Below are 13,939 nucleotides of genomic sequence, written 5' to 3'. Positions count from 1 at the left end.
GTGCCAGACTTGGCCCCCGTGGCCCGGACAACCGCACACCCGACGCCCGGTCGGTACGACATCGACACCGGCGTTGCCGAGCTGAGCCCGGACACGATCGCGGGCGGGTGGCTGCTCACGATCAACGGAGCCCACAGCTCGCACATCCACCCCGACGACCCCACTGCGCTCGACTTCGAATACCTGCGCCAGATGGCCGCCGTCATCGACGAGCGTCACCCCGACACCACCGATCGCCTCCGGGTTCTGCACCTCGGCGGCGCGGCCTGCGCACTGGCACGTCACCTCGACCACCGCTACCCGGACGCCCGTCAGGTGGCCGTCGAGATCGACGCCGAACTCGCACGCCTCGTCCGGGAATGGTTCGACCTGCCCCGCGCGCCGAAGCTGCGTATCCGCGTCGGCGATGCACGGCAGGTCGTCGAGTCGCTCCAGCCCGGCACGCGCGATGTGGTCGTGCGCGACGCCTTTGCCGGCGACCGCACCCCGCGGCATCTGACGACCACGCAGTTCACCGAGCGTGTGCGCGATGTCCTCACCCCCGGTGGCCTGTACCTGGCCAACTGCGGCGACAGCCGCGACCTCGCCGGCGCCCGGGCCGAAGCCGCGACCGTCGGAGCCGCGTTCGACCATCTGGCGCTCATCGCCGATGCCGCGATGTTCAAGGGCAGGCGCACCGGCAACATCGTGATCGCGGGCAGCGACGCACCGCTCGAACCCTCGGCGACACTCATCCGCACTCTGCTCAGTGACCCACTACCGGCTCAGATCCTCTCCGGGGACCGCGCTCGGGAGTTCGCCCGCGGTGAGGCCCTCACCGACGAGGCGTGACGATGGCGTCACGAAGCACGCTGCACGTCGATCACGGTCGATTGGATAGGGTTGTCTCGATTCCGACGCCGAGGAACCGAGGATGACGTGAGCGATCCATCGTCGCGTGCGGGTACGACGCTGGGCCCGTACCGCATCGACAGACTTCTGGGTCGTGGCGGCATGGGTGAGGTGTACGAGGCCTACGACACCGTGCGCGAACGCCGGGTCGCGTTGAAACTCCTGCCCCCACATCTCGTCCACGACAAGGACTTCCGCGAGCGATTCGAGCGTGAGTCGAAAACCGCGGCGAAGCTCTCCGACCCGCACGTCATCCCGATCCACGACTGGGGCGAGAAGGACGGCGTGCTGTTCATCGACATGCGGCTCGTCGACGGGCAGGACCTGCGCAAGCTTCTCGCCGATGGCCCGCTGCCGGCCGCCCGGGCCGTGGCGATCCTCGGCCAGGTCGCGTCCGCACTCGACGCCGCACACCGTGGCGGCCTGGTGCATCGCGACATCAAGCCGGACAACATCCTCGTCGACGCCGACGACTTCGCGTACCTCGTCGACTTCGGGATCGCCCAGGGCACCACTGACAGCCGGCTCACCCAGATCGGAACCGCCCTCGGGACACTCGCGTACATGGCGCCGGAGCGCTTCGGCGACGACCCCGCCGGACCCAGCTCGGACAACTACGCACTCGCCTGCGTGCTCTACGAATGCGTCACGGGTCAGACGCCGTACCCGGCGAAGACCGACCAGGGTCTGATGACCGCGCACATCACCAAGGAACCACCGACGATGGGCGGTCCGCTCGACCCGGTGATCGCACGCGGACTCGCCAAGGATCCGGCACACCGCTATCCGACGGCCCGAGAACTGCTCCGCGCGGCGTCGACCGCGCTCACCGACCCTCCCCCGTCGTCGGCGCCGCCGACGGTGACACCCCGCATCGTGACACCACCTCCGATGGCCCCACCCCCGACGGCCCCACCCACGTACGCACCGGGCGGGAGCGGCTCGGACGCGTTCGGAAAGCCCGGCGGACCGGTTCCGTCGGATCGCACCATCATCTCGCCCGGCACGCCCCCGGCCGGCAAGCCCGGCGCGCGCGGGTTCGCTTCTCCCCCTGAGCATTCCGGCCCGCAGAGACATTCGTCGTACTCGGGTCCCCCGCAGCATTCGGGCCCTCAGCAGCACTCCGGTTCCCAGCGGTTCTCGGGTCCCCAGCAGTTCTCCGGTCCCCAGCAGTTCTCCGGCCCGACCCAGTGGGGCGGCGCACCGACGCCTGCGCCGCGGAAGTCGAACACCGGGCGGAACGTCGCCATCGCGGTGGGAGTCGGGCTGGTGGTCATCGCGCTGGCGGTGACCGGCATCGTGGTCGTCCTGTCGGGCTCCGGCGGCGACGATTCCCCCACGCCGAGCACGTCGACGAGTGCGATCCCGGCGGGCACCGTGACGTGCGATTACCCTCAGCGCACAGCAGTCGGCGGCATCACCGAGCCCGCACCGGCCGCGAGCCAGCCGAACACCGGAACGGTGGAGGCGCAGATCCCGATCGCGGGCCAGGGCACGATCGATCTGACGCTCGACCGCGCGGAGGCGCCCTGCAACGTCGGGGCGATGGTGTCGCTGATCAAGTCCGGCTTCTACGACAACAGCAAGTGTCACCGGGCGTCGCGGCAGTACCTCATCTGCGGTTCGTCGGGTGGCCGGGAGGGCACCAATCCGGGTTGGACCAGCCCGGACGAGCTCCCCGAGAACCTGCCGTCGGCGGGTACCGACGACGACGGGGTCCCGCAGGTCACCTATCCGCGCGGCACCGTCGGCATCCTCGACCTGCCCGACGACGAGGGCGCGACCGGATCGACCACGTTCTTCTTGCTCGCCGACGACACCCGCCTGCCGCTGACCTACTCGATCGCCGGCACCATCGACCCGTCCGGACTGGCCGTCCTCGACAAGGTCCTGGCCGGCGGGTTCACCCCGACCCGGCCTGGGGCCGCGTCGGGTCCGCCGAATCAGAACCTGCTGATCCAGAAGGCCACCGTCAGCGAGTAGGGCGACGAGAGTCCCCCGGATCCGGTTGCGGTTTGTCCCGGCTTCCGGGACAAACCGCAACCGGAACCTCAGGCTTGTTGGTTGCTACCCCGGCATGCAACCGGAACGGCCGCTGATGCGTCCAAAGCCCGTGGACGATCTTCATCAACTGATCAGCAGGCAGGACGGCGTGGTCTCGGCATCGCAGGCGATCGCAACCGGGTTGAGCCGATCCGCGATCGGCCGACGACGCGCCTCCGGTGAATGGGTGGCAGTCGCGCGAGCGGTGTACCTCGTGGCCGGCCATCACCGATCGGCGCGGGCTCAAGCGCGCATCGCGGTGCTCTCGGTGGGCGCCGATGCTGCACTCGGAGGGCTCGCCGCCGCGTGGTGGCTCGGTCTGCATCCCACCGAGCCACGAAAACACCTCGTCTTCACAGCTTCTCGCGGAGCCCATGGACGGTCGTCGGCGACCGCGGTGATCCGGCACCGACACCTCGACGAGGTCGACGTCACCACGCACGCCGACCTACGTGTCACTGCGACAGCGCTCACCGTCCTCGACGCCGCCGCCGAACTGGGAATCGCTGTTCTCGATTCGGCACTCCTGTCCGGCACCGTGAAGCTCGCCGACCTCGAGGCCGCACACTCCCGGTACCCCAGGCGGCACGGTTCCCCGACCATCACCCGCTACCTGCGGCTCCTCGGCGATGGCGCGCGGTCGGAGGCCGAGCGGATCGTGGCCACGCTGTTTCACGAGTCGGGCACGGTGGGCTGGACACCGAACATGAGTGCCGAGGGGTATGTCATCGACGTGGCCTTCACCCGCGAGAAGCTGGCTGTGGAAATCGACGGTTTCGCCCATCACCGCGACGTCACGACATTTCAGCGGGATCGGACCAAACGCAATGCGTTGATCGCCGCGGGCTGGACAGTGCTGAATTTCACCTGGGCCGATATCGTCGAACGGGGCGATCAGGTGGTGACCACGGTCCACGATGCCTTGAGCCGCTCGGTCGCCTGATCCGGTTGCGGTTTGTCCCGGCTTCCGGGACAAACCGCAACCGGAACGCGACCGCCCGGCCGATCAGATCACGTAGTTCATCCGCTTCAGGATCGCTTGTCCCAGAGCATGATCGCCATGCAACTCCAGCGCGGACGGATCCGCGTCACGCCGCCCTCCGGCGAACCGCGCCAAGTTGGTGGCGTCCAGCCGGATGCGTACGTCGGCAGCATCGTCACCGCCGTCGAACTCGTCGACGATGCCCGCCCGGTCCCCGACCGCGATCCGCACGGTTCGCGGGGACACCCCGGTGATGTCGAACAGCACGGTACTGCCCTTGGGCGCGTCGGCCCGCTTGCCGACGACGAACGGGAGCGACGCACCGATCTCATCGAGGGCCAGGGACGCCGGGCCGGGCTCCGCGACCGCGGAACGGTCGGTGCCGTCACGCAGGTCGATCTCGTGCACCCAGCAGTCGAAGATGCGGATCCGCATGAATCGGCCGTAGGTGTCGGGCCCGGCGGGCGTCATCGCCTCGGCGTCGAAGTCCGCCTGCGACATGGCTTTCAGCGCCGCGGTGCGGACGCCGATGATCTCGTCAAGGGCGGCGACCACCTCGGCACGCGGCTTCGGCCGATAGTGGTCGACCCACTTCTCGTTGAGTTCACCGATCGGATTGCGGACGTGATCGAGGGCGCTGACCGTGCGGGTGGCCTCGACGTCGCGACCGTCGAGCATGCTCTCGGTGCCGACGATATGGGCGACGATGTCGGCGTTGGTCCAGCCGGGGAGAACCGACGGAGCCGACCACGCATCGTCGTCGAGCGTCCGGGCCAGCTCACCGATCACGCCCCACTGGGCGATCAGCGCCTCGGTCACCTCGTCGATCGGCAGGATCGTCGTCGCCATCGTCACTCCCTCGGGTCGGTGCCGGTGTCGGGGTCGCCGGCGGATCACTCGGATCAACCGTATCGAGGACCGTTCCGTGAATCCCGGGACCCGCCGAACGGGAGGCGACGGCGCCGCGCGAAACCGTCGGATGCGAACAAGGACCGAACCTGTCCGCGTCATCGGGCACGATGAGACGCATGTTGGAAACCTCGGCTCGGTTGCTGGCGCTGTTGTCGCTGTTGCAGACACGACGCGAGTGGTCGGGTCGAGAGCTCGCCGAACGCCTCGACATCACCACCCGCACCGTGCGTCGCGATGTCGACAAGCTGCGCGAGTTGGGTTATCCGGTGGATGCCAACGTCGGCTCGCGCGGTGGCTACCGGCTGGGCGCGGGCGCCGAGATGCCGCCGCTGCTGCTCGACGACCAGGAGGTCCTCGCAGTCGCCCTGGGACTCGACGCGGTGACCACCGGCGCGGTCGCCGACATGGCGGAGGCGTCGGCGGGCGCACTGGCGAAGCTGCGTCAGGTCATGCCGTCGAGACTGCGCCACCGGCTCGATGCACTGCGGATCGAGGCCGTGCCCCGGACGGCGCCGGCGAGCGCCGTGTCGGCCGACCGGCTCACCGAGATCGCGACCGCATGCCACCGGAACGAGCGCCTGCGATTCGACTACCGGCGCAACGACGGCGAGGAGAGTCGGCGCGAGATCGAGCCCTATCGCCTCGTCCGCAACGGGAACCGCTGGTATCTGGTCGGTTTCGACATCCAGCGGATGGACTGGCGGTCGTTTCGCGTCGACCGGATGGAACCGAAAGTGCCGACCGGGCCGCGGTTCACCCCGCGCGAGCCACCCGAGGGCGGCGCGGCGGCGTTCGTGCTGCGCGGCCTCGGTTCGGTCTATCGGCGTGCGACCGCACGAGTACGCATCCACGCCTCGCTCGATGAGGTCTCGGCGATGGTTCACGAATCCTGGGGGGCGCTCGAGTCCGGCGACGAACACAGTTGCGAGGTCACCCTGTACAGCACGTCGCTGGCATCGATAGCGCGCTGGATGTACGCGTTCGGAGCGGACTTCACCATCATCGAGCCAGCCGAACTCCGCGCCGAGATGGCGGCGGCGGCGGAGTACCACGACCAGGTCGCGGAGCGGTACCGCAGAGCGGTCGACGCCCAACCGTGATCGCCGTCACGGCTGTTATCTCGCCGTGACATCGGCACCGTGTCCGTCACACCCCGGACGCGAGCCCGACGGACTCCGCCGAATGTCTCTACCGTCGGTGTCATGCGACTTCTCATCACTGGCGCCACGGGGTACGTCGGGTCCCGATTGGTGTGCGCACTGCTCAAACAGGGACACGACGTGGTCGTCACGTCGCGGGACACGCGAAAGCTCGCCAAATTCGGCTGGTCGTCGCAGGTCAGCATGGTGACCATGGACGCCGATGACCCGGCTTCGGTGACGAAGGCGATGTCGGACGCGGGTCAGATCGACGCGATCTACTACCTCGTCCATGCGATCGGCCAGGCCGACTTCGCCAACGGCGACCGGGATGCGGCGCGCAACGTCGCCGAGGCCGCCCGCGACAGCGGAGTCGATCGCATCATCTACCTCGGCGGTTTCGTGCCATCGGACGACAAGCTGTCCACTCACCTGCAGAGCCGCGCCGACGTGGCCGAGGGTCTGCGGATCGACGGCGGGCCAGAACTCGTGTGGCTACGCGCAGCAGTGGTCATCGGCGCCGGTTCGACGTCGTTCGAGATCATCCGGTACATGGCCGATCGGCTGCCGGTGATCCCCGAGCCCGACTGGATCACCAACGAGATGGATCCCATCTCCATCCGCGACGCGGTTCACTACCTGGCTGCGGCGTGCGACTCGTCGATCCTGCCCGCAGGGCACTACGACATCTCCGGCCCCGACAGCGCACGCTACATCTCGATCCTGCACGAGTACGTGTCGGCGATCCGGGTGCCGAGACTGCGGCTGCCGGTCTTCGGGATCTCGACCCGGCTCGCGGGACGGGTCGGCGGCATGCTCGTGCCGGTCCCGGCGTCTCTCACCGAAGAACTCGTCACCTCGCTCGATCACCCGATGACGGCGTCCGAGCACCGCATCCGCGATCTCGTCCCGCCACCGGAAGGCGGTCTGACGCCGATGCGCGAGGCCGTCCACGCCTCGGTGCGGTCGCCGTACCCACGCTCGGTGTGCGATCTCGACGACCTGCATCATCTCGCCGACACCGATCCGGCCTGGGCCGGCGGTGACTGGCTCCGTGTGAAGCGGAGTGTCGTCGAGACGATCGGCACGTCCATCGGGGTCGCGTCGAAGGTCGTCGGAGTTCTCCGTCCCACACGCACCGATGTAGCGTCGTGACCGTAACCGTTGATCGACCGATTCTCTGACCGATCGAACGAGGTGGTGATGTGCTGGTGACCTCACTGGCGCGCGACCTGTACGACTCCGTCGCCGCGGACCGTGACCCCGACCCCGGCGCCCACTACATCCGACGACGCTGGCTGGTCGGCGTCTTCCTCGTCATCGGCGCAGTGGTTCTCGGCGTCTCCCTGCGGGTGGAGCCGGGAGATGCGGCCTTCTATCCGCTGACCATTCTTCTGGCGGCTGTGTGGATCGTCGGCGCATTCGTCTCCGGCCCACTGCGACTCGGGGCCTTCAGCCCCACCCCGTCACGCCCACCCGACCGCATCGGCGCCATCGGACTCGGCGTCGTCGTCGGCCTGGCCGTGGGCGGCGCGTTCGTGGTCGGCGGCCTGATCGCACGCATGATCCCGGGCGTCAGCGACCTCGCCAACCAGGTGCTCGCCTTCGCCGACTTCGGCAGCCTCGCCGTGGTCACCGCGATCACCATGGTCAACGGCCTCGCCGAGGAGTTGTTCTTCCGCGGCTCGGTCTATTCGGCGGCGCGCCCGCACAACCCGATCCTCGTGTCGACGGTGATCTATGTGCTGGTCACCATGGCCAGCGGCAATGTGATGCTCGGCTTCGCCGGCGCCGTCCTCGGCACCGTCTGCGCGATCCTCCGTCGCAGCACCGCCGGCGTCCTCGCACCCGCGATCACCCACGTGATCTGGGGCGCTGTCATGGTCCTGGCGCTACCGCCCGTCTTCGCCTGACGGCCAGACCTCGACTCGACTGCCAGACTTCGATCGAAGTCTGTCGGTCGAGTTGACGTCTGCCGGTCCCGCTCCCCACTCTCCGGGGCATCGACACCCTTCGCCCCTGCGCTGAGACGAGCGCGAGCTCCCCTCTGATCCCCGAGGTGCGAGGAGCGCAAGCACCCCTCTGATCCCTGAGGTGTGAGGAGCGCAAGCACCCCTCTGATCCCTGAGGTGCGAGGAGCGATAGCGACGAGCCTCGAAGGGCCGGCGACCCGACCACTCAGCCCCCCGGTCAGACCCGGTTTGGGCGACCGGCATCGGAGCGACTAAATTCGTGTGCGCAGCGCCACGTATGTGGCTGCGGCGCGCGCGTATAGCTCAGCGGTAGAGCTCTGGTCTTACACACCAGCGGTCAGGGGTTCGAATCCCTTTGCGCGCACCACCCCGACCCCACAGCCCCCAACCCTTGCCGCGCGGCTTCGGGCTGTCACATCGCTAGCGAGCCAGCCACTCTCGGGTGTACACATCCTGCCAGCGCACCGAGATGTTGCGACGGGCGACGGCACTGCTGTCGCCGCCGAGGGTCTCGACCAGAACCTCGTCGACGATGTCGCGCACGTCGTCGGAGAGTGCGGGCAGGTCGTCGGCGTAGCGGGCGATGAGACCGACGCGCACGCCGTCGACGGTCTCGCCGTCGCCGTCGACCGACACGAAGACGGTCAGACGGCCGAGTTCGCGTCGGGTCCGGATCGCGATCAATTGTTTGACGACGCGGTCGCTGGTGTAGATGCGCAGGCCGTCGGTCGCCAGCGTTCGCGCGGGACGCCGGATCCGCTGCAGGCTCCCCGAGATCGAGGAGATCAACCGGTCGACGTCGCTCGCGGGTTCGTCGGCGATCTGCCGCGTGGCCTCGACCAGCCAGGCGTCGGCGACGTCGGTGGCGTCGGAGTCGCGCGCGTGGTTGTCAGGCACCGACCTCGCCTCCCTCCGCGTCGTCGACGCTCGTCGTGGCCGTCGGTGTGGTTCTCGGTTTACCAGGGTTCCAGGGCTCCAAACGGGTCAACAGGAACTTCCGGCTGCGCTGGAGATGACCGCGCACCGACCCGGTTGTGATGCGTAACACCTGTCCGATTTCCTCGAGCGTAAGCCCCTCGACCTCCTTGAGCCACCACGCGGCGCGCGAATTGGCGGGGAGATTGTCCAGTTCGGCGCGCAGCGCATCGATGAGCAGACTCCGCTCGGCCATGTCGGCCGGCAGCGGTCCGACCGCTTCGAGTTCGGCGAACCGCTCGTCGTCGAACGGTACATCGCGTCGGCGACGATGGTAATCGACCGCCTTCCGGTGCGCGATGGTGAACATCCAGGTGCGGAAGCTGCTACGGAACGCGAAGTCGGGCAACCCTTTCCATGCATCCAGCAAGGTCTCCTGGGTGAGGTCCTCGGCGGTCTGCCTGCCGTCGACCATCCGCGACATGTACCGCAGCAGACCGGGTGTCACGCGTCGGACGAGCACGTCGAAGGCCTCGGTGTCGCCGACCGACGCGGCGCCCGCGAGCTCGTCGTCGCCGAGCTCGGACAGGTCGAGCGATTGCCTGTGAGCCGAATCACTGGGTTTCATCCGTGCAACTCCCCCCGTCCGTCCCGACTGACCTTACAGACGGATCGTGAACAGCCTTTGCGATAACGCATCATCCGAACGCGGTCCGTCTACGAAGAAGACACGACGACCGAAGGAGTTCGACATGTCCGCAAGCGCCACCACCACCAAGGACGCCACACACGAGGACGCCGCTGTCGACGCGTCGCGTACCGACGCTGCTGCAGGGCGTGCACTCGCCCGCCGTGAGTCGACCGGCGACCGCGGACGTACCTCCATCGCCGACATCGTCGTCGCGAAGGTCGCCGGGATCGCGGCTCGTGAGATCGACGGGGTCCACGATCTGGGCGGCACCACCGAGCGCGTGGTGGGCCGGGTCCGCGACGTCCTGCCGGGCACGACGGTGAGCACAACCCAGGGAATCGAGGTCGAGGTCGGTGAGCGTCAGGCCGCCGTCGACGTCTCGATCGTGGCCGAGTACGGCGTGGCGATCCATCAGCTCGCAGCAGCCATCCGACGCAACGTGATCAGCGCGATCGAGCAGATGACCGGCCTCGAGGTCACCGAGGTCAACGTGACCGTCCACGACATCGCGTTCGGCGACGACGAGCAGGAGTCGAACACCACCCCGCGGGTCCAGTGATGACGTCGGACCTTCCGGACGCGCGGACGGAGGAGGGCGGCGCACTGGCAGATCGCCTCGCTGCCGCCGTACTCGCGGTCCCGGGTGTGCACGACCTACACAGTGGACTGTTCGGCGAGATCGCCACTTATCTTCCCGGACATCGGGTCCCGGGTGTGTCCCTGGCCGAGGACAGCGGTGAGGTCCACATCGTCGTCGATGCCGCGCACGACCTCCAGAGCGTGGCCGCGAAGGTGCGCGACACCGCCGAGACGGTTGCCGCGAGACCGGTCTCGGTGACCGTGGCGGACATCAGCGTGAGCTCGAACCCGAGTCGGAATGAAGGGGAAGCGGAATGAACAACGCAGTAGTGGGCCTGTTCGTGGGGCTCCTCCTGGCTCTGGCCGCCGTCGCCGGTGGGCTGGCGGGCTTCCTGCTGGCCGTCGTGCTCGGAGCCGCGGGACTGGTGCTGGGTCTCAACCGGGACGGCGCCATCGACCTGGGCGCGCTCCTGCGGAGCCGGGGTCGTGGCTGAGCAGCACACCGGCGGGCCCGTGCCGGGCGGCGGCCCGGCCGGGGGCGTCTCGCCACCCGGGACGCTCACCATCGCCGACCGCGTCCTCGAAAAGGTCGCGGCCCGTGCGGCTCTCGACATCCCGGGCGTCGTCCGCCATCGCGGCGGAGTCGGCTCGGTCCTGGGGCCGGTCGGCGAGCGGTCCACCCTGCCCACGGCAAGCATTCATGCCGGCGGCACCCGGATCACGCTCTCCCTCGCACTCGAGTGGCCGTGCGCAGTAGCCGAGGTGTCGCGCCGCACCCGCGATCACGTCGCCGCCGAGGTCGAGCGCCTCACCGGGGTCGTCCCACTGCGCGTCGACGTGACGGTGTCCAAGTTCGAGCCACGGCAGGCCATCCGACGCCGGCAACGGGGGTACGTCGACCTCCCGCCGGTCCGCGAGGACACCCAGCCCGATGTGCCGCAGGCAAACCCGCCGTCGGACGCACCGGACGCGGCAGATCCGCCGCACGACACCGCGGCCTTCACTCCGACCATCAGCACCGAGACGGGGGCACGACGATGACAACTCACGCCAAAGTCGCACCCGATCGCGCGACGCTCGACAGCGAGCGGACCGGCGAACCCGGGCACGTCTTTCCGCCCGCGGCCCTGCCCGGCGCCGCGATCGCCGGCGCCGCACTGGGGCTCGCGTTCATCGCACTGGGCGCGGTGGCCGTGCGAGACATCGCCGTCAACGCCAACTGGCTGGACGGTCGCGCGTGGTCGGTCACCGCCGCCGAGTGGATCGCCGACCTGCAGTGGCAGAACTGGATGTGGCCCGCCGCCGTCGGGGCGATCCTCCTGGGCCTGTTCCTGGTGTGGATCGCGATCAAGCCACGACGCCGGACACATCTCGAACTCGCCGGCGGAGACGGGATGTGGACGCGTCCCGGTGATGTCGCGAGACGGTGCAGCGCCGCTGTCTCCGACCTTCCCGGCGTACTCGACGCCGACACGGTGGTGACCCGTCGCAAGATGACCTGCACGGTCGGCGTGCGGACACAGGTCGCCGACCGCGCACTCATCGAGACCACGGCCGACTCGGTGGCCGCCGATCTGCAATCGCCGCCGCGAGTCGTCGTACGCCTGCGTGAGCGCGGAACGAGGAGCGTCCGATGAACCGTCTTCCCGCAACCGCACACCGACTGTCGGTCGGGCTCGTCGCCCTGCTGCTCATCGTCGTCGGCGCCGGGGCCGTGGCCTGGCGGGTCGACGCCGAGCCGGTGGCCGGGTGGGTCGACCGTCTCGACGAGCGCGCCGCTCTCGATGCAACCCAGGCGTCCTGGTGGATCTGGGTGCTGGTCGGGGTCACCGTGATCACCCTCGGCTGGGGTCTGCTGTTGCTGGCCACCAACATACGACCCCGAGCGGTCGACGACGCCCTGCTCGACGGCTCCGACCAGACCGGAACCCTCACCGTCGCACCGAAGTTGATCGCCAACGCGGCCGCGGAGGAACTCGCAGGCAACCCGTTGTTCCAGAAGGTGACGGCAAAGGCGATCGACGACCGGTCAAGGAGCATCATCCGACTCGAGGTCTCGGCGAAGCCCAACCGGGGCTTCGACGAGGTCACCGCACCCGTCGCCGACGCCGTCGCCGCGATCCGGAGGGCTCTCGGCGAGTCCGGAGTACACGTCCAGGCTTTCGTCCATCTCGACCGGTGACCGGACGAAGGACCCCGACCGGCAGCCTCATCCGAGGTTGTCGTCGATCGAAATGAAAAACAGGAGAAGAAGAATGGGATTCAGCGACAAGGTCAGCAACAAGGCCGAGGACCTCTCGGGTAAGGCCAAGGAGACCGCAGGCGATGTGACCGGTGACGACCAGCTGAAGAGCGAGGGCAAGGGCGATCAGCTGTCCGCCGCCGTCAAGGACGGCGTGGAGAACGTGAAGGACGCCGCGTCGAACATCAAGGACAAGCTGACCGGTAAGTGAGCATCACCGCCGGCAAACCGAACCTCCTCGCCGGCGGTGTCAGGCGAATCCCGAAGGTGCAGAGCACCTTCGGGATTCGTCCTGTTCGTGGGCCGGCGCCGGCCGGTCACGTCCCCTTGACGTTGAGGATCTGCCGCAGGGTGTGCTCGATGTCCACGAGATCGGCGGCGTCGGCCATCACCTGATCGATGTCCTTGTACGCATCGGGAATCTCGTCGACCCACTCGTCACCGTGCCGGTACTCGATCCCCGCCATCCGGGCGGCGAGATCGTCGGCGGTGAAACGCCGCCGCGCCTCACTCCGGGAGTACCGGCGGCCGGCACCGTGCGGCGCCGAGCACAACCGGGCCGGATTTCCCTTGCCCCGCACCACATACGACCGGGTTCCCATCGAACCCGGGATGACACCACGGACGCCCTCGTGGGCGTCGATCGCTCCCTTCCGGGTGAGCCACACATCCTTGCCCGCGTGCGTTTCCCGCACGGTGTAGTTGTGGTGGCAGTTGATCCGGTCCACCTCCAGCGACTCAGACCGGTCGTCGAGTCCACCGGAGACGTTGTCGCCGAACCACTCCGCGAACACCGCGACGAAACGATCCATCATCTCGGCCCGGTTCTCGAAGGCGAACCGCTGGGCCCAGGACAGATCCCGCAGGTACGCCGTCAGTTCCGGGGCCCCCTGCGGCAGGTAGGCGAGGTCGGCGTTCGGCAGCTTGATCCACCACTGTCGGCACAGCCGCTGGGCGATCTTGATGTGCTTCTGCGCGATCTTGTTGCCGACACCCCGCGAACCCGAATGCAGGAACAGCCACACCACGTCCCCCTCGTCGAGGCACAGCTCGATGAAGTGGTTGCCTCCGCCGAGCGAGCCCAGCTGCTCCCGCCACTTCGGTGAATGCGACAGGTCCACACCCTCTTTGGTGGCCTGTTCGTCGAGCGAGTCGATCCGTGTCCGGGTGAACGCGAAACGGTCGATCCCACGATTGTAGTTGCCGGGCGACAGCGGGATCGCGTCCTCGATCTTCGCCCGTAGTCGGCCGAGATCCATCCCGTCGATGTCCTCGGCGCGCAGTCGCGTCTGCACCGCGATCATTCCGCAGCCGATGTCGACGCCGACGGCGGCCGGGATCACCGCGCCGGTCGTCGGGATGACCGTGCCCACCGCAGAACCCTTCCCGAAGTGTGCGTCGGGCATCAGGGCGATGTGCGGATGTACGAACGGCATCCGGGCGGTCTGGGCCGCCTGGGTCAGGGTGTTGTCGTCCACGTGCGATGCGTAATTGAGCACCTTGGGCGACGCCATGGTCGGCATGGGGTTTCCTTTCGTGAGCGCCCGGGTCGCGGGCTCTCACATCAAAGCG

Annotated in this window: 17 protein-coding genes and 1 tRNA gene; 14 read left to right on the top strand and 4 right to left on the bottom strand. The window is 68.4% G+C overall.

Annotated features, from left to right (window positions below; all coding sequences use genetic code 11):
- The first annotated feature begins 18 nt into the window (after positions 1-18).
- The 3 genes from AB4Z55_RS11960 to AB4Z55_RS11950 all read left to right on the top strand — a co-directional run bounded on the left by AB4Z55_RS11960 (position 19) and on the right by AB4Z55_RS11950 (position 3,877).
- The gene (locus AB4Z55_RS11960) at positions 19-831 is read left to right on the top strand and encodes a spermidine synthase (RefSeq protein WP_064570582.1); all 813 of its coding nucleotides are present in this window, start codon (positions 19-21) and stop codon (positions 829-831) included.
- Positions 832-918: 87 nt separating this feature from the next.
- On the top strand, positions 919-2,874 hold the full coding sequence (locus AB4Z55_RS11955) for a protein kinase (RefSeq protein ID WP_369519775.1): 1,956 nt from the start codon (positions 919-921) through the stop codon (positions 2,872-2,874).
- Between the two features lie 115 nt (positions 2,875-2,989).
- Positions 2,990-3,877, top strand: coding sequence for a DUF559 domain-containing protein (locus AB4Z55_RS11950; protein ID WP_369519774.1), 888 nt, complete (start codon positions 2,990-2,992; stop codon positions 3,875-3,877).
- A gap of 63 nt (positions 3,878-3,940) precedes the next feature.
- Here AB4Z55_RS11950 and AB4Z55_RS11945 read toward each other — a convergent pair whose 3' ends face one another.
- The gene (locus tag AB4Z55_RS11945; protein ID WP_369519773.1) at positions 3,941-4,765 is read right to left on the bottom strand and encodes a maleylpyruvate isomerase family mycothiol-dependent enzyme; all 825 of its coding nucleotides are present in this window, start codon (positions 4,763-4,765) and stop codon (positions 3,941-3,943) included.
- Between the two features lie 179 nt (positions 4,766-4,944).
- Here AB4Z55_RS11945 and AB4Z55_RS11940 point away from each other — a divergent pair, with 179 nt between their 5' ends.
- The 4 genes from AB4Z55_RS11940 to AB4Z55_RS11925 all read left to right on the top strand — a co-directional run bounded on the left by AB4Z55_RS11940 (position 4,945) and on the right by AB4Z55_RS11925 (position 8,307).
- A complete protein-coding gene (locus tag AB4Z55_RS11940; RefSeq protein WP_004022961.1) occupies positions 4,945-5,928 on the top strand; it encodes a YafY family protein in 984 nt (327 codons plus the stop codon).
- A gap of 102 nt (positions 5,929-6,030) precedes the next feature.
- Positions 6,031-7,122: an NAD(P)H-binding protein gene (locus AB4Z55_RS11935; protein ID WP_369519772.1), complete on the top strand. Its 1,092-nt coding sequence runs from the start codon at positions 6,031-6,033 to the stop codon at positions 7,120-7,122.
- 50 nt (positions 7,123-7,172) lie between these two features.
- A complete protein-coding gene (locus tag AB4Z55_RS11930; protein ID WP_369519771.1) occupies positions 7,173-7,880 on the top strand; it encodes a CPBP family intramembrane glutamic endopeptidase in 708 nt (235 codons plus the stop codon).
- 352 nt (positions 7,881-8,232) lie between these two features.
- Positions 8,233-8,307 (top strand) — tRNA-Val (locus tag AB4Z55_RS11925).
- A gap of 53 nt (positions 8,308-8,360) precedes the next feature.
- On the opposite strand, the gene AB4Z55_RS11920 is transcribed toward AB4Z55_RS11925, so the two are convergent.
- Together AB4Z55_RS11920 and AB4Z55_RS11915 are read right to left on the bottom strand one after the other, a co-directional pair.
- A complete protein-coding gene (locus AB4Z55_RS11920; protein WP_369519770.1) occupies positions 8,361-8,837 on the bottom strand; it encodes a hypothetical protein in 477 nt (158 codons plus the stop codon).
- On the bottom strand, positions 8,830-9,483 hold the full coding sequence (locus AB4Z55_RS11915; protein WP_239401142.1) for an RNA polymerase sigma factor: 654 nt from the start codon (positions 9,481-9,483) through the stop codon (positions 8,830-8,832). Before AB4Z55_RS11915 ends, AB4Z55_RS11920 begins: the two co-directional genes overlap by 8 nt.
- A gap of 124 nt (positions 9,484-9,607) precedes the next feature.
- On the opposite strand from AB4Z55_RS11915, the gene AB4Z55_RS11910 reads away from it, so the two are divergent.
- The 7 genes from AB4Z55_RS11910 to AB4Z55_RS11880 all read left to right on the top strand — a co-directional run bounded on the left by AB4Z55_RS11910 (position 9,608) and on the right by AB4Z55_RS11880 (position 12,578).
- Entirely contained in the window at positions 9,608-10,105 is a 498-nt protein-coding gene (locus AB4Z55_RS11910; protein WP_004022966.1) for an Asp23/Gls24 family envelope stress response protein, read from the top strand.
- Positions 10,105-10,443, top strand: a complete 339-nt coding sequence (locus tag AB4Z55_RS11905) for a hypothetical protein (protein ID WP_369519769.1) — start codon at positions 10,105-10,107, stop codon at positions 10,441-10,443. Before AB4Z55_RS11910 ends, AB4Z55_RS11905 begins: the two co-directional genes overlap by 1 nt.
- Positions 10,440-10,619: a hypothetical protein gene (locus AB4Z55_RS11900; protein ID WP_004022968.1), complete on the top strand. Its 180-nt coding sequence runs from the start codon at positions 10,440-10,442 to the stop codon at positions 10,617-10,619. Before AB4Z55_RS11905 ends, AB4Z55_RS11900 begins: the two co-directional genes overlap by 4 nt.
- A complete protein-coding gene (locus tag AB4Z55_RS11895; RefSeq protein ID WP_369519768.1) occupies positions 10,612-11,166 on the top strand; it encodes an Asp23/Gls24 family envelope stress response protein in 555 nt (184 codons plus the stop codon). The genes AB4Z55_RS11900 and AB4Z55_RS11895 overlap by 8 nt, the downstream gene beginning before the upstream one ends.
- On the top strand, positions 11,163-11,762 hold the full coding sequence (locus AB4Z55_RS11890) for a hypothetical protein (protein WP_369519767.1): 600 nt from the start codon (positions 11,163-11,165) through the stop codon (positions 11,760-11,762). The genes AB4Z55_RS11895 and AB4Z55_RS11890 overlap by 4 nt, the downstream gene beginning before the upstream one ends.
- The gene (locus AB4Z55_RS11885; protein WP_004022971.1) at positions 11,759-12,307 is read left to right on the top strand and encodes a hypothetical protein; all 549 of its coding nucleotides are present in this window, start codon (positions 11,759-11,761) and stop codon (positions 12,305-12,307) included. The genes AB4Z55_RS11890 and AB4Z55_RS11885 overlap by 4 nt, the downstream gene beginning before the upstream one ends.
- A gap of 73 nt (positions 12,308-12,380) precedes the next feature.
- Complete coding sequence (locus AB4Z55_RS11880; RefSeq protein WP_369519766.1) at positions 12,381-12,578, top strand: CsbD family protein; 198 nt, start codon at positions 12,381-12,383, stop codon at positions 12,576-12,578.
- Between the two features lie 106 nt (positions 12,579-12,684).
- Here the strand turns inward: AB4Z55_RS11880 and AB4Z55_RS11875 are convergent, their stop codons facing one another.
- Positions 12,685-13,890 carry an RtcB family protein gene (locus AB4Z55_RS11875; RefSeq protein ID WP_369519765.1) on the bottom strand — a complete coding sequence of 402 codons (1,206 nt, stop codon included), beginning with the start codon at positions 13,888-13,890 and terminating at the stop codon, positions 12,685-12,687.
- Positions 13,891-13,939 lie beyond the last annotated feature (49 nt).

The organism is Gordonia sp. ABKF26 (assembly GCF_041103195.1).
Lineage (GTDB): Bacteria > Actinomycetota > Actinomycetes > Mycobacteriales > Mycobacteriaceae > Gordonia > Gordonia terrae.
Note: the sequence above shows the minus strand (reverse complement) of the source record. Positions and strands in the feature narration are given on the sequence as shown.

Coding starts and splice junctions, on each gene's coding strand:
- AB4Z55_RS11950 (WP_369519774.1), top strand. CDS start 2,990: ATGCGTCCAAAGCCCGTGGACGATCTTCATCAACTGATCAGCAGGCAG.
- AB4Z55_RS11945 (WP_369519773.1), bottom strand. CDS start 4,765: ATGGCGACGACGATCCTGCCGATCGACGAGGTGACCGAGGCGCTGATC.
- AB4Z55_RS11940 (WP_004022961.1), top strand. CDS start 4,945: ATGTTGGAAACCTCGGCTCGGTTGCTGGCGCTGTTGTCGCTGTTGCAG.
- AB4Z55_RS11935 (WP_369519772.1), top strand. CDS start 6,031: ATGCGACTTCTCATCACTGGCGCCACGGGGTACGTCGGGTCCCGATTG.
- AB4Z55_RS11915 (WP_239401142.1), bottom strand. CDS start 9,483: ATGAAACCCAGTGATTCGGCTCACAGGCAATCGCTCGACCTGTCCGAG.
- AB4Z55_RS11910 (WP_004022966.1), top strand. CDS start 9,608: ATGTCCGCAAGCGCCACCACCACCAAGGACGCCACACACGAGGACGCC.
- AB4Z55_RS11905 (WP_369519769.1), top strand. CDS start 10,105: ATGACGTCGGACCTTCCGGACGCGCGGACGGAGGAGGGCGGCGCACTG.
- AB4Z55_RS11900 (WP_004022968.1), top strand. CDS start 10,440: ATGAACAACGCAGTAGTGGGCCTGTTCGTGGGGCTCCTCCTGGCTCTG.
- AB4Z55_RS11890 (WP_369519767.1), top strand. CDS start 11,163: ATGACAACTCACGCCAAAGTCGCACCCGATCGCGCGACGCTCGACAGC.
- AB4Z55_RS11885 (WP_004022971.1), top strand. CDS start 11,759: ATGAACCGTCTTCCCGCAACCGCACACCGACTGTCGGTCGGGCTCGTC.
- AB4Z55_RS11880 (WP_369519766.1), top strand. CDS start 12,381: ATGGGATTCAGCGACAAGGTCAGCAACAAGGCCGAGGACCTCTCGGGT.
- AB4Z55_RS11875 (WP_369519765.1), bottom strand. CDS start 13,890: ATGCCGACCATGGCGTCGCCCAAGGTGCTCAATTACGCATCGCACGTG.